Annotated in this window: 18 protein-coding genes; 15 read left to right on the forward strand and 3 right to left on the reverse strand. The window is 37.2% G+C overall.

The window, feature by feature from the left end; translation table 11 throughout:
- Positions 1-508 precede the first annotated feature (508 nt).
- On the reverse strand, positions 509-943 hold the full coding sequence (locus LG276_RS03500; protein WP_404293496.1) for a cell wall hydrolase: 435 nt from the start codon (positions 941-943) through the stop codon (positions 509-511).
- Positions 944-1,159: 216 nt separating this feature from the next.
- Here LG276_RS03500 and LG276_RS03505 point away from each other — a divergent pair, with 216 nt between their 5' ends.
- The 9 genes from LG276_RS03505 to LG276_RS03545 all read left to right on the forward strand — a co-directional run bounded on the left by LG276_RS03505 (position 1,160) and on the right by LG276_RS03545 (position 7,746).
- On the forward strand, positions 1,160-1,705 hold the full coding sequence (locus tag LG276_RS03505; protein ID WP_404294375.1) for an RNA polymerase sigma factor: 546 nt from the start codon (positions 1,160-1,162) through the stop codon (positions 1,703-1,705).
- Positions 1,702-2,163, forward strand: a complete 462-nt coding sequence (locus tag LG276_RS03510; RefSeq protein ID WP_095370655.1) for a hypothetical protein — start codon at positions 1,702-1,704, stop codon at positions 2,161-2,163. The genes LG276_RS03505 and LG276_RS03510 overlap by 4 nt, the downstream gene beginning before the upstream one ends.
- Positions 2,160-3,227: a hypothetical protein gene (locus tag LG276_RS03515; RefSeq protein ID WP_224938973.1), complete on the forward strand. Its 1,068-nt coding sequence runs from the start codon at positions 2,160-2,162 to the stop codon at positions 3,225-3,227. Before LG276_RS03510 ends, LG276_RS03515 begins: the two co-directional genes overlap by 4 nt.
- Positions 3,228-3,234: 7 nt before the next feature.
- Positions 3,235-4,164: a hypothetical protein gene (locus LG276_RS03520; RefSeq protein WP_404293499.1), complete on the forward strand. Its 930-nt coding sequence runs from the start codon at positions 3,235-3,237 to the stop codon at positions 4,162-4,164.
- Between the two features lie 96 nt (positions 4,165-4,260).
- The gene (locus LG276_RS03525) at positions 4,261-5,043 is read left to right on the forward strand and encodes a tyrosine-protein phosphatase (RefSeq protein ID WP_404293501.1); all 783 of its coding nucleotides are present in this window, start codon (positions 4,261-4,263) and stop codon (positions 5,041-5,043) included.
- A 224-nt stretch (positions 5,044-5,267) separates the two neighbouring features.
- Positions 5,268-6,077, forward strand: a complete 810-nt coding sequence (locus LG276_RS03530; RefSeq protein WP_404293503.1) for a glycerophosphodiester phosphodiesterase — start codon at positions 5,268-5,270, stop codon at positions 6,075-6,077.
- A gap of 127 nt (positions 6,078-6,204) precedes the next feature.
- Positions 6,205-6,747, forward strand: a complete 543-nt coding sequence (locus tag LG276_RS03535) for a GNAT family N-acetyltransferase (RefSeq protein WP_404293506.1) — start codon at positions 6,205-6,207, stop codon at positions 6,745-6,747.
- Positions 6,744-7,199 (forward strand): GNAT family N-acetyltransferase, encoded by a 456-nt coding sequence (locus tag LG276_RS03540; RefSeq protein ID WP_289432829.1) that lies wholly within the window; start codon positions 6,744-6,746, stop codon positions 7,197-7,199. The genes LG276_RS03535 and LG276_RS03540 overlap by 4 nt, the downstream gene beginning before the upstream one ends.
- A gap of 4 nt (positions 7,200-7,203) precedes the next feature.
- Positions 7,204-7,746: a histidine phosphatase family protein gene (locus LG276_RS03545; protein WP_404293509.1), complete on the forward strand. Its 543-nt coding sequence runs from the start codon at positions 7,204-7,206 to the stop codon at positions 7,744-7,746.
- Positions 7,747-8,044: 298 nt separating this feature from the next.
- Here the strand turns inward: LG276_RS03545 and LG276_RS03550 are convergent, their stop codons facing one another.
- Positions 8,045-8,542, reverse strand: a complete 498-nt coding sequence (locus LG276_RS03550) for a hypothetical protein (protein WP_224938967.1) — start codon at positions 8,540-8,542, stop codon at positions 8,045-8,047.
- A 341-nt stretch (positions 8,543-8,883) separates the two neighbouring features.
- On the opposite strand from LG276_RS03550, the gene LG276_RS03555 reads away from it, so the two are divergent.
- Positions 8,884-9,252: a VOC family protein gene (locus LG276_RS03555; RefSeq protein ID WP_404293512.1), complete on the forward strand. Its 369-nt coding sequence runs from the start codon at positions 8,884-8,886 to the stop codon at positions 9,250-9,252.
- Between the two features lie 8 nt (positions 9,253-9,260).
- Complete coding sequence (locus LG276_RS03560) at positions 9,261-9,794, forward strand: GNAT family N-acetyltransferase (protein ID WP_404293515.1); 534 nt, start codon at positions 9,261-9,263, stop codon at positions 9,792-9,794.
- Here the strand turns inward: LG276_RS03560 and LG276_RS03565 are convergent.
- On the reverse strand, positions 9,735-10,928 hold the full coding sequence (locus LG276_RS03565) for an MFS transporter (protein ID WP_404293518.1): 1,194 nt from the start codon (positions 10,926-10,928) through the stop codon (positions 9,735-9,737). The two genes, LG276_RS03560 and LG276_RS03565, sit on opposite strands and share 60 nt — an antisense overlap.
- A gap of 234 nt (positions 10,929-11,162) precedes the next feature.
- Between LG276_RS03565 and LG276_RS03570 the strand changes: the two genes are divergently transcribed.
- The 4 genes from LG276_RS03570 to LG276_RS03585 all read left to right on the forward strand — a co-directional run bounded on the left by LG276_RS03570 (position 11,163) and on the right by LG276_RS03585 (position 13,002).
- Entirely contained in the window at positions 11,163-11,741 is a 579-nt protein-coding gene (locus LG276_RS03570; RefSeq protein WP_404293520.1) for a histidine phosphatase family protein, read from the forward strand.
- Positions 11,731-12,186, forward strand: a complete 456-nt coding sequence (locus LG276_RS03575) for a hypothetical protein (RefSeq protein WP_341104486.1) — start codon at positions 11,731-11,733, stop codon at positions 12,184-12,186. Before LG276_RS03570 ends, LG276_RS03575 begins: the two co-directional genes overlap by 11 nt.
- A gap of 69 nt (positions 12,187-12,255) precedes the next feature.
- On the forward strand, positions 12,256-12,687 hold the full coding sequence (locus LG276_RS03580; protein ID WP_404293522.1) for a hypothetical protein: 432 nt from the start codon (positions 12,256-12,258) through the stop codon (positions 12,685-12,687).
- Complete coding sequence (locus tag LG276_RS03585; protein WP_404293525.1) at positions 12,688-13,002, forward strand: hypothetical protein; 315 nt, start codon at positions 12,688-12,690, stop codon at positions 13,000-13,002.
- Positions 13,003-13,006: the final 4 nt, after the last annotated feature.

Genomic DNA, 13,006 nt, shown 5'->3' on the forward strand with positions numbered 1-13,006 from the left:
AAATAAATATTAAAATAATGTCTATCTTTGTCAAAATGAAAGAAGCTATTTAGTGTAAAATAACAGTGTGATAGATGGGGTGGCAGAAAATTATAAAAATTATTCTCGTTAGGAGAATTACATCATTCAACTAGACTGTTTAAAAGTCAGGGGTGGGATTGGGTATTTCGATTGAATAACTTTTGCGATCCTCATGGTGAGGAATAACAATTAAGTAACCGGCTTCTTTTTTGAAAGGGGCGTTATGTTTTTTTGTTTCTTAGTAGTTCCGTCAAACGTTTTTTCTCTCCAGATGATACCTGTTCTTCGATTACTAATAGCTATTCTCTATTTTAAATAAAAATGTAGCTTGAACAAAAGTTAAACCCTCGATAAAGACATTGCTTCAATCTACGCGAAAAAATTAATTCCTAAGGGTTATAAATGGCGATTCTTTCGTAAATAAATCAACGAACTTAAACAAACAACAAAAAACACCCCTTTTTGGGATGTTCTTTGTTGTTCTCTTTTACACATAAACACTGTCACATGTGTTAGCGATTGGCTCATAATAGCAGTGATTTTTAAACTGGCCAGCAAAAGGTTGATTATACCAAGTAGGCGGGCAGGGAGCATATGGATTGAAATACCAGAGTGCATATTTAGCAGGGTGTTCACGCCAATATTTCAAATTTTTCTCGGCGAGTCTTTTTTCTGTGCTCCTTGCTCTGTTGTAAAAGAGGTTCCCCTTCTGCACGGCTTCGAATGAATAATTACCACCTTGCACATGATAAATGACATCCTCGATTGTTCGAATATCTTTAAAGTCAAGACAGTCAGCGATTGCACGATTAACGATTACATTGCCTACGTATAACATTCCTTGCTTTCCTTCACCCTCAGCTTCGGCTCTCATCATCCTTGCCATTAAATCTACGTCGGAACTTGTATAAGCTACTCTCATGCTGTTCTCACCCCATAGTTAAGAATATGAAGATAAAGTGATATTCATGATTGAAAATGTCTAGAACCCATTATTTTGCAAAATATAAGTATAGTCAAGCAGGCTAATTTTTGCTTGAATAAAGCTAGTGAAAATATTTTTATCTTTTGTGTAGGGGAAAGATGATTGTTTAACGTCTATTATGATGGAAGCTAAAAAGGAAAGGGGGAGAGTGACATTAGCGACCAAGTTCTTATCCAAAAAATATTAGATGGCAACGACCATGCTTTCCGATTACTTGTCGAAAAATATCGCAATGAACTTTTTAAAGTTACGTTTGCGGTATTACGTGATCGGAATGCTGCTGAAGATGCCGCACAAGAAGTGTTTTTGAAAATCTATCACTCTCTCCCCCAATATGAGGATCAAGGTTTTAAAACATGGATGAAACGAATCGCCGTCAATCACGCCATTGATATGAAAAGAAAAAAAGAACGACAGCGTGAAGACATAATGGATGTGATTGATTTTGATAGAAGGGAATCTTCACATGGTAATATTGAAACAAAGTTCCTTAGGAAAGAAACGGTAGAGTTAGTAAGACAACGTATCCATCAATTGCCAGAAGGCTATCGACATGTCATTTATGATTTTTATATAAACGAAAAAACCTATCAACAAATAGCAGATGAGCAAAATGTGCAGGTGAAGACCATCGAAACAAAATTATACCGAGCACGTCAATGGATGAAAAAGCATTGGAAGGAGGACGATTTTTCATGAAACATTACAGTTATGAACAATGGACGAAATATGTGAAGAATGAATTAGATGGTGAAGATAAAATTCTTTATGAGGACCACCTCTATACCTGTGATCAATGCTTGGAGGTCTATCTGACGGCAATTGAGGCAGAGGAACTCCCAGATATTATAGATGGAACAGCTTTTACCGACAACATTATGGCCCAATTGCCAAATGAAAATAATAAACAAGATACAAAGAATGAAAATTTCTCTCGCAAAGCCACAGCGTTCTATAAAAAAACAATTTTTCATTATGGGATAGCGGCAGCGATGACTTTAATACTTATGTCAACGGGCTTTTTCCAAACGCTCACACAATATGCTGGTGATGTGGAGAGCAAACAGTTTAAAGAGGATAAAGCATCTATAACAGAAGGAATTATGGATAAAACATTTGCTTGGATGGATACAAAGAAGGAGGAGGATAAAAAATGAAAAACCCTTTATTGGCATTCTTATTAGGTTTTTTTCCTGGAGGAGGTCTTTTATATTTAGGCGTATTCCTCCGCGGGTTGGCCTATCTAATAGGTGAATTTGCCCTTATTGCCTTTACGTTTTTCATGCTTTCGGTTGGGGTAGGAGGCGAAATTATACTTGTTGTCTTTGCTGGTGTCATTCTTTATATTATTAATCTCGTCGATACAGCTATTATGGCTTCAAAGTTGCTAAAGAATAAACAAGACCCGTCCTCTAAAGTCGGAGAAGAACTGGATTATGAACGGTTCCGTACTATTCTTTTATCTTTTATTCCAGGAGTGGGACATTTTCATTTGGGATTAATGAATAGAGGGATTACCTTACTAACGGCTTCACTTGGTTTCTGTATTATGGTTTTGTTTGTCGCTTTTTTAACTGATCGTGGAGAATTTATGGTCTTTCTTTTACTATTCCCAGTAATATGGGTATACAGTTTCTTTGATGCGATTCAACAATTAAATAAAAAGCAAAAAGGGGAAGAGCTCGTAGACAGAACTTTATTAGAAGATATAGAAAGAGGAAGAGAAGAGGGCCGTAAAAGCAAAGGACTTGCTACTTTCTTATCTATTTTCCCGGGAGCAGGTCATTTGTATTTAGGACTACAGCGAAGAGGGATTCAATTAATGGCTGCATTTCTTTTCTCTATCTATATTTTGGACGTTCTGCGTTTAGGGATTTTCCTGTTTCTCATACCAATTATATGGTTTTATAGCTTTTTCGACGGTTTACAAAAATCCTCACGCTATGGAGAAGAAGAGTTAGAAGATGTACCGATTGTTTCTTATTTTGAAAATCATCAAAAATGGTTAGGCATAGGGCTGGTTGTAGTTGGTTTGTATTATTTGACAACAAATGTCTTATTGCCGGCTTTTGCACCAAGTATTATTGAAGTGTTGAATATTGACGTCTGGTACTGGTTTAATCGCTATTTCCAAACAGCTATTGTATGTATCGTTTTAATTGGTGGCGGGTTAAAGCTCTTATCTGGAACAAAAGAAAAGAAAAAAATGAAGAAGGGGTGAAGAAAAAATGAGGACATGGAGAGTAGGAACCTTTTCAATGGGGGCATCACTTTTATTTTTAGGCGTATATTTGCTTCTTTCACAAATATTTAAGTTGGATGTCTCGAGTATACTTATTTCATGGTGGCCGATTATATTTGTTATTTTAGGCGGCGAAATCTTGCTATATTTATTCTTCTCAAAACAAGAAAAGCCTTACTTAAAGTATGATATCTTTAGCATTTTCTTTGTGGGTGTGTTAGGAACAGTTGGTATTACCATTGCACTTCTTAGTATGACAGGTATTGTTGATAAAGTGAGTGCCAATATGGACCTTGAACATAGGACAGGTGATTTACCAACATTCGATTTTGCTATGAATAATGATGTGAAAAGAGTCGTTGTTGATTCAGGCTCAACTGGTATAAGTGTGGAAGGATCGACAGGAAAGGAACTGTCTGTATTTGGTACGTACACTGCCACCCAATTAGAGAAAAAACCATTAATTACGGATGTTGAAGATTATATGACAACTACTGTAAAGGGAGATACCTTATACATTGCATTTAAGGAACTACCACGTGAGTCAATCGCAATGTTTCAAAATTATAGTACTTTGGATCCGACACTCGTGATTCCACAAGATGTGACACTAGAAATTGACGGGAATTATAACGAAATTACGATGAAGCCTCGTCAACTAACAGCAGATTGGGACGTGAATAACAGTTCTGCAGTGAATGTGTACATGAGTAAAAACAGTAATGCCGAGCTTGTTATATCAGATGTTGGTGACCTTAACTCTGAAAAAGAACCAAATAATATCGTTTTTACAGAAAAACAGGATGAATATGATGAACAACAGAGAGTAGAGAAAGCCATGCTTAAGTATGGCGATGGTAAATACACCATTTCAATCAATAATAGTGATTACTTGCAAATAAAAGATAAAGAGTGATTTGAGGAGAAGCCGGCTTACAGTCGGTTTTTTTTGTTTTCTTAAACTTCAAGATGTTAAAATGAATTATTAAAAGTGTAGTTAGGAGAACAATTGATGACGACGATGGAATGGGAACGACTAGAAGGGGTATATAACTTCAGAGATATCGGAGGACTTGTTACGAGCAACGGACTAAGAATGAAATCAGGTCTGCTTTACCGATCAGATGAACTGTCTCGTTTGACTGAAGCGGATATGAATCTTTTTCGAAAGTTGAATATAAAAACAATCTGTGACTTAAGAACGGTGTCAGAAGGAGAATCAAAGCGAGCGAAAATTCATGAAGAACAACATCTCTCAGTAGTGAAAATTCCTATTCAAGACCCTAGTTGGGAATTAACGCGAAAAGGGATGCTTAAATTTTTACTAACCGGTGCGAGGCATATGAACTTTGAAGAGTTGATGCTTAAAATGTATCAGCATATGGCGTTCGGTTGCCAAAGGGAAATTAAACAAATCTTTGACCTGATAGTGGAAAAGGAGCACGCTCCACTGCTTATTCATTGTACAGGAGGTAAAGACCGGACAGGTTTTATGTCATCGTTAATTCAATTAACAGCGGATGTTCCATACGATATGGTCATGAAAGAATACCTTCAATCCAATGAATTGATTGCGCCCAGAATGAAAAAAACCGCAAAAGCACTAAAGATAGCTAGCCTCTTCCGTTTGAAGGAAACAGATATTCAACCAGTGCTTGAAGTACGAGAAGCCTATCTTGAACAAGCCTATAAAGCCATATTTTCTAAATATGATGCAATCGAGGACTATCTTATGAAGGAATGCTCAGTTGAGAGCGAGGTTATAGAGAAGTTAAGAAGAAGGTTATTGGATTGATTAGATGATACGGAGAATGATGGGAAGCTGCCTTTTAGGGGTGAAAGACTTCTCCTTTTCTCCGTTCTATGTATTTTTACTTACTCTCTTTGTAAAAAATTATAAGTAAATAAGACTGAATATTTTTACTTTAATATTATATCTTCTACACACCCTTTTTATATTCTCTTCAAGTTCCTCCTTTATCATTTGATTCGAAAGATAAAATAAAGGAGTTGGGGAATTTGAAGAAAGTATTACTTTTCTGTTTACTAGCGACAGTGATCTTTGTGACTTTGCCTTTTAGTGAGGCTGAGGCAAGTAGGAAAGAAAAAGAAATTGCGAACGTAGCGCATCGGGGAGCTTCGGGCTATGCACCAGAAAATACAATCGCAGCATTTGATTTAGCAGTTGCGATGGGTGCAGATTATATTGAGATTGATGTGCAAAGAAGTAAGGATGGCAAGTTAGTCATTTTACATGATACGACAGTCGACCGCACAACTGATGGAACTGGCAAAGTAGGTGACCTCGACTTTAAGGAGTTAAGACAACTAGATGCTGGTAGCTGGAAAGGGGAGGAATTTGCAGGAGAGAAAATTCCTAGTTTCGATGAAGTCCTCGATCGTTATAAAGGAAAAATCGGTATTCTCATTGAACTGAAAGCGCCCGAGTTATATCCTGGTATCGAGAAGCAAATGACGAAAGCATTAAAGAAACGGAAGATGGATAAACCGAAAAGAGAAGAAGTGATTGTCCAATCCTTTAACTTCGAATCTATGAAACTGGCAAATAAATTATTACCAAGAATGCCTATTGGCGTATTAACTTCCTCTCCTAACGATGTTAGTGATGAAGCGCTCAAAGCATTTCGGAAATATGCTGATTATTTTAACCCGAGTATCGGTCTTGTGAATGAAGAACTCGTCAAAAAGGTGAGAAAAAACAAAATGAAAATCCAGTCCTGGACTGTTCGTACACCTGAAGCAGCACAATTCTTAAAAGAAATGAAAGTGGATGGCATTATTACTGATTATCCGGATTATGTATATTAAATAGTGGGGCAAGGGCGTTTTCAAAACGTCTTTGTCTTTTTTTGTTTCCAGAAAAGTAATTTATAGTAAAAATATTTAATGTTACGGTATACTTGAACAAAGTCAAGGATGAAAGGTGTGATAAGGAATGCTTGCAAATGAACATTTATATTTAAGAAAGATGACTGTGGATGATATACCCATTTATCATAAATGGCGAAATGATTTAGATGTGATGACTTTTACGAGTTTAGATTTAGATAGATATACATATGAAGAAACAAAGGAGTTCATTGAGACAGTCATTCTAGGGGCGACGGATTCTAAATGCTATATCATTGAGGAGAAGAGTCATCAACGTCCAATCGGCATCATCTCATTAGTAAATATGGACATGAAAAATCGCAATGCTGAACTCATTATCGATATTGGTGAAAAAAATGAATGGGGTAAAGGTGTTGGTACGAGCGCCGTTCAAATCCTCTTAGAATATACTTTTATGGAGTTAAATCTTCACCGCCTTTCATTGAGGGTATTTTCATTAAATAAGAGAGCGCAGCATGTATACGAAAAATTAGGGTTTATTGAAGAAGGTCGTGTGAGGCAATGTTTATTTAGAGAAGGCAAATGGTTTGATATGATCCATATGGGTCTATTACAGGAGGAATATATGAACAGGAGGACAGTATGAATATAAGGGCGTACAATCAACAAGATAAACAAAGAATCTTGCAATTATCATCTCGTTTGAGTGAGATTCCTTTTCTAGCACACCGTGATTCCGAGCAGATGCAGCAAAAACAGTTGGAAATGGCACAGGCCTCCATTGATGAGAATAGTGATAATATATTTGTCGCAGAAGGAGAAGGTGTGTTTTTAGGATATATTGAATGTAAGGAAGAAGAGGATTATTTTTCAAAAGAAAAGCTAGCGTATATATCTGCAATCGCGGTCACTGCTGAAGGTGAGGGAAAAGGAGTTGGTAAGCAGTTGATGCGTTTTGCAGAAACTTGGGCAAAAGAAAGAGGAATCAAAGTCCTCGTTCTAGATGTGTTTTCCGACAATCAACGTGCCGTCCAATTTTACGAACATATCGGATATTCGCAAGAAATTGTGAAGATGACAAAAGTAATCGGGGGGTAATAAAGTGAAAGAAATCTATATCGTCAGACATTGCCAAGCAACCGGACAAGCACCGGATGCTGAACTAACCACAAGGGGTCAGCAACAAGCCGAAGAGTTAGAGGCATTCTTTCAAGACAGGCCAATTGATCGTATCCTCTCTAGTCCATTTTTACGTGCGACACAAACGATTGAACCGTTAGCCGAAAAAATCGGCATTACAGTGGAAGTGGATAAACGTTTATCCGAACGTGTGCTGAGTACAACAAGCTTAGATGATTGGCAAGATAAGTTAAAGGCCACTTTCGATGATTTAGATTTATATTTTGCTGGTGGTGAATCAAGCAGACAAGCGATGGACCGAATCTCTCAAGTCGTAGAGGAAATCCGAAGCAGTGAGGCCGAGCACACAATCATCGTAGCCCACGGAAATATTATTTCTCTACTACTAAAACAGTATCATGCTTCATTCGGGTTTGACGAATGGAAAGAATTATCGAATCCTGATGTTTATAGATTAAGTGAAAAGAAGGATGGATATAGTGTCGAGCGGATATGGAGTAAGTAATTCATTTTGTTACATATACTAGCGATTACTTTTCTACTTCTTTGATTTTATAGCACGCTCACTTTTTTCGAGTATGTATAATACCGATTGGTATCATGAGCTAGAAATACCCCCTAGTATAACTCGTATAAACAAGGCGTACAAAAGCACTGATTTAAATAAAAGGAAACAATCATCCCTCGAAATTAAAAGCCAGTATACTTGGATTCAGCCTGGCAGTGTATCAAATAGTGCTTCCATATATTTTACTTCTAAAGAAGGTTACTCTTTATTAGCAAAGAATAACCTTCTTTCTCATTTATTCCTCAGAAAAAACAAATCTTTCTTTCAGTGGACGTCCTTCATTGCCTTTTTCTGTCCAGGTGATTTCAACTTCAAGTTCTGTTGCTTTTTCAGCTAGGATAAAGTCTGTGAAATTATATGGGGAGCCATTATTTAATTGTGCGGCAAGCGTATGCTTTTGATCTTCTGAAATTTGCTTGCAATCCAATGCTTCCGGACAACCTTGTAGGGCATACTTTGTTGTGGATTTTGGTTCATTTCGGTACATTGAAATTTCAGCAGTTATGAGGTTGTTCTCTCCCATGTTTTCAACTTTTAGAGACCGTGTATCATAATGACCGAACTTGGATTGCTGTTTTGAATTATCGTCCACACCCTCACTTATTTCCACGGACCAACGTTGAGAGGATTGCTCGACGGGTAAGGTGTCGAAGGTAAGGGCACTAACATTTGATACAAGGCCAATATAGATGAAAATGAAAAGTAATATGACTATTCTTCTTTTTTTACGCATATTGAACAGCTCCTTTTGTAATAAGATTCTTTTTATTATGTCGTTAGATGAAAGGAATATTCTTCTAAAAGTAGAAATATAAAGTTAAATAAAAGAAGGGATACGACTGATGGAATGGTCAGGTTGAGGCAAGCAGGTGTAAATGTCAGAATGCGTCACGGATGCAACTGTTCGTTCAAAGGGTATGGAGGAAAGCTAATGCAATTGGTGAAACATGGAACCGACTATATCTGTCTTGAATCACTCTAGTCACGAAAAAGCAGCTCATCGTTTTTACGAAGAAAAATGAACTTTCCTAATGGTGCTATTCTTTCGGAGAAGAATGATAAAGGAGGTAAATTATGATTATAGGGATTCATCATGTACAATTAACAATTCCAAAAGGAGCAGAAGAAAAAGGCAAGCGGTTTTATTGCGAAGTTCTGCAATTAAAGGAGATTGAAAAACCAGCTTCATTGAAAGGGAGAGGTGGTTTTTGGTTACAAGTAGGTGACCGTGCCGTCCATGTTGGCACTGAAAATGGATTTGACAGAACGACTACAAAGGCACATATCGCTTATGAAGTAGATAATCTATCCTTTTGGAAGGAAGTATTATCGCAGCAAAACATTAGTTTAATAGAGGGTGTCCCTATTCCAGGTTTTGACCGCTTTGAATTTAGAGATCCGTTCGGCAATCGTGTAGAAATGATTGAAAAGATTAGTAAATGATGCCATTGATGACTGAAAGATGTGTATTAACTCCGCTCTCTATGAAGCATCTTCCCACAATGGTGAAATTGTACCGTAATGCCGAGGTCCGGGAGTATCTTGGCGGGATAAGGACAATTGAAGAAGTAAAGGAGCAAATGGAGAATATGTTGATGAACTTATCATCGTATTATTGGATCGTATCAGAAAAGCATACGCATCATCACTTAGGATTCATCGCTCTTACCCCCCACCATTGTGAGGCGGATATAGAAATCACTTATCAATTTTTCCCTGATGGTTGGGGGAAAGGGTATGCAAGAGAGACCATCCATGAAGTGTTGGTGTTTGCTTTTTCTAATCTTAACGAGCAAAAGGTTGTCGCTGAAACACAAGTAGCTAACAAGCGGTCGTGTCAACTTTTAGAAAAACTTGGTTTCACTATTGATTGTTATATTGATCGTTTTGGAGCAAGGCAAGTGATTTATAAATTTGAAAAAAGCTTAAGTTGTAAGGTGTTTGCTAGAAACACGAGCCCCCTTAAAGAAGGAAACGATCGCTAAAAAGATAATGAGCCCAGCGATATAAAGGTAGATGTCCCTCGTTGGTAATGGCAAAGAGGCAAATAAAATCCCTAAAGGCATCGTTATTCTTAAAAAGAGGAGGCGGATGGCACTTAATTCTACTAATTGATCCCTAGGAGCCGCTCTTTGGAAAATGGCTACACTCTGTGCGTTGAATAATGGAAATAGTAAGCCGCCAAGTAGCTCGGAAACCAATGCAAAGGTTATGGATGGTGTGAGAGACAATAGCATAAAAGAAAGTCCGCCCCCAAACAACCCGAGATAAAGTGTTACATTGTTCTTAGGCAACTTCGCTAACAAGAATGTACCTAGTACATAACCAAGTGGAAAAGCAGCGGCAAATAGGGCATACTCCCAGGAAGTGCCGCCTAATTCTTCACGAAAAAATGGAATCTTTATCACCATTGTTGCTCCTACAGCAAACTGCACCGCTGAAGAGAGAAGGGTTAACTTCCATAATGGAGGATAAGAAAAGAAGGTTTGATAGCCTGCTACGAATGCTGTGCGCCAACTTTTTTTATTTTTGTTAACTGAAGATCTTGTTGTTGTGGATGGCAAATGGTGTATTGTAAAAGCGCTGAGAAGAAAGAGCAATGTTGTGAGTAGATAAAGAAAGTGTAGAGGGAAGACAAGTAAGAAAAAAGAAGCGATTCCTGGTGCGATAAAGCTCATTAATCTTATCGTTGCATCGAGCGAACTATTGGCTGAGACAAGCTTGTTATCTTCACAATATATGGGTATTAAAGCGAATGAGATACTAGCATAAATTGGTTGCAATATACCGATTGTACATTGCAGAATGACAAGTACTACTATGGTTATATTGTTTATGCCTACTATGCTTCCTAATAAGGGTAAAAGATAGACAGCTGAGCGGAAGAGTTGGATGACAAATAACATTTTTTCTTTATTGATATTGTTTAAAAACGGGACACTCAAGCTTTGAATAAAGAGTGAAGGTAGGAAATAGCAGAGCCACATGGTTGCCATCCATTCCTTTGAACCTGTCAGCTCATAGAGTAATAAACCATTCATAATTCCCCCGATGGCCCCACCAAATTCAGAGATTAAATTTCCTAACCATAATATTTTAAATGACTGCGTATGTAACATGAATTGGCTCCTTTCCTATAATGGATAAGTAGATTGTCTACATTCTATATTTTTAGAATTATTTATTCAATATATTTTGAATAAAAAGAAAAGGAATTTGTGTTTACTAAATAGAATATTTTTAAGAAGAGAATGTATCATTTAACTTTTTAATAAGAGGCTTTAACTATGCGAATGATCCCTATGAGAAGGTGGACATAGGTAGAGTTAGGCAAGGAAAGAGAAGTGATAAGGATGGAAATTAACTTAATCAGGCATGGCGCCTCCATTCATAAAGAGAATAAACGAATAGATGGAGCTGGGTATCGTTCGTGGATAGAAGTTTATGATGAATCCGGAGTCGAACCAATGGAACGCTATCCAGCATGGACTATCGAAAAAATCAAAAAAGCACATACATTGCTGACGAGTGATTTGTTACGTGCGACGGCGACTCTTCATCATTTAGCTGGCAATCAAAATTATGCAGCTGATGCTCTTTTTCGGGAGGCAGAGCTTCCTCATATTTACTTAAGTAAGTTTATAAGGTTAAAGCCAAATCATTGGACACTCTTTTTAAGAATCGCATGGTTTTTAGGTGCCAAGCATGGGTGTGAGTCTTATCGTGAAGCTAAAGAGAGAGCTATTGCCGCGGCTGATGTTCTCATAAATGAAGCGCGAGAAAAAGGATCGATCTGTTTAGTCGGACATGGCATATTCAATCGCCTCATTGCTAGAGAGTTAGAAAAACGACAGTGGCACGGAATGATTCATCACACGCATTGGAGCTGTAGTACTTATATTTTGCCAAAGGGGGATACAATTGAAGCTTAAATATAGTCTGTTCATTTTCATGATAGTTTTACTTTTCGGATGCACAAAGAAATCTGCTTTCGAAGAATTTAAGGAAGAAATGTTAGCTAAACAATCGTCTTATCAAACTCATGTAGTGGCATATGAAGAAGCAAAGGAAGATAATCAAGCAGAAGAGATGTTAAAGGAACTAGAAATTTTATATGAAGAGGCAACGAAGCTAGCAAGTTTATACAGCCAATATCCGCCACCTGAAAATCTAACTGAAAGTATGTTATCCGTCTTTGAAGGGGCGAGTGCCGACCTCTCTACAGCTTTCTCATTAAAGGCGGAGGTACATCAATTAGAGAAAGAAGTTTTAGAAACGGGATTAGATCAACAGGATGACATCAACCGATTAAAGATGGAAGCCAATGAGTTTGAACAATCGGGATTGAAAAAGCTTGATCGAATCGCAAGTTCATAATGGTAAAATTCATATAGTTTTCAAAATTATGTTATAATTAGGGTATCCAATTGCATGAGAGGTGGCAATATGTTTCGACGAAAATTGATTGCGGCTTCCATTACAAGCGTGCTTTATCCACTGACCTTAACTCTCATTTCTACAGTAGGAGATCATTCCTATTTCATAGAATTCCTTGGGTTTGTTATGATGTATAGTCTTCCAGTCATTTATATCTATGGAATAGCGACTTCTCTCGTTAGTGATTGGCTTGCCAGTTTACTTGCTAAAAAGAAAAATAAGTTAGCTATCATCCTTACCTTTCTCTTCCATACTATATTTGGACTCGTTCTCCTACATATTAGTTTAATTGCCGCATGGTTGTTTTTTGTTATCGATCGTTTGTTAAAAAGGAAGCAGGAAAACTATCAAACGAAGACAGCGCTTTTAAGTTTTCTTTTACCGATATGCTTCTTTATATTCTTTCTAGTGTTAATCATGATGAATGAAAGGGGAGGTTAAATGGGCACAAGACCACAGGAACAGCAGGTAAACGTGTATGATAAAAAAGAATTAACGATAAGGTTTGCTTTAAATATTTATGGCATTTTCGTTATTTTAGGTTTTATTTTATCGATATTTACCTCTCCCATTTCATTGAACGAGCAATTACAATTTGTTTATCATACAGAACATTTATTAAAAGAAGAAAAGGTTATCCAACTCATTATATTTTTGGTAATGGGTGCTGTGATTTATTTCACGGCGGTCAATATTTTTTATCATCAACTAAGTAAACGTGAAGAAAACAGTGAGATAGATTCAGTTTCAGCTTAAAGAA

Origin of the sequence: Cytobacillus kochii (assembly GCF_044790165.1) — a bacterium.
GTDB lineage: Bacteria > Bacillota > Bacilli > Bacillales > Cytobacillaceae > Cytobacillus > Cytobacillus kochii.

Excerpts from the sequence above, each read along its gene's own strand:
- LG276_RS03560 (WP_404293515.1), top strand. The coding sequence starts at position 9,261 with ATGACTGAAAGATGTGTATTAACTCCGCTCTCTATGAAGCATCTTCCC.
- LG276_RS03550 (WP_224938967.1), bottom strand. The coding sequence starts at position 8,542 with ATGCGTAAAAAAAGAAGAATAGTCATATTACTTTTCATTTTCATCTAT.
- LG276_RS03580 (WP_404293522.1), top strand. The coding sequence starts at position 12,256 with ATGTTTCGACGAAAATTGATTGCGGCTTCCATTACAAGCGTGCTTTAT.
- LG276_RS03525 (WP_404293501.1), top strand. The coding sequence starts at position 4,261 with ATGACGACGATGGAATGGGAACGACTAGAAGGGGTATATAACTTCAGA.
- LG276_RS03535 (WP_404293506.1), top strand. The coding sequence starts at position 6,205 with ATGCTTGCAAATGAACATTTATATTTAAGAAAGATGACTGTGGATGAT.
- LG276_RS03585 (WP_404293525.1), top strand. The coding sequence starts at position 12,688 with ATGGGCACAAGACCACAGGAACAGCAGGTAAACGTGTATGATAAAAAA.
- LG276_RS03500 (WP_404293496.1), bottom strand. The coding sequence starts at position 943 with ATGAGAGTAGCTTATACAAGTTCCGACGTAGATTTAATGGCAAGGATG.
- LG276_RS03520 (WP_404293499.1), top strand. The coding sequence starts at position 3,235 with ATGAGGACATGGAGAGTAGGAACCTTTTCAATGGGGGCATCACTTTTA.
- LG276_RS03565 (WP_404293518.1), bottom strand. The coding sequence starts at position 10,928 with ATGTTACATACGCAGTCATTTAAAATATTATGGTTAGGAAATTTAATC.
- LG276_RS03555 (WP_404293512.1), top strand. The coding sequence starts at position 8,884 with ATGATTATAGGGATTCATCATGTACAATTAACAATTCCAAAAGGAGCA.
- LG276_RS03540 (WP_289432829.1), top strand. The coding sequence starts at position 6,744 with ATGAATATAAGGGCGTACAATCAACAAGATAAACAAAGAATCTTGCAA.
- LG276_RS03510 (WP_095370655.1), top strand. The coding sequence starts at position 1,702 with ATGAAACATTACAGTTATGAACAATGGACGAAATATGTGAAGAATGAA.
- LG276_RS03570 (WP_404293520.1), top strand. The coding sequence starts at position 11,163 with ATGGAAATTAACTTAATCAGGCATGGCGCCTCCATTCATAAAGAGAAT.
- LG276_RS03515 (WP_224938973.1), top strand. The coding sequence starts at position 2,160 with ATGAAAAACCCTTTATTGGCATTCTTATTAGGTTTTTTTCCTGGAGGA.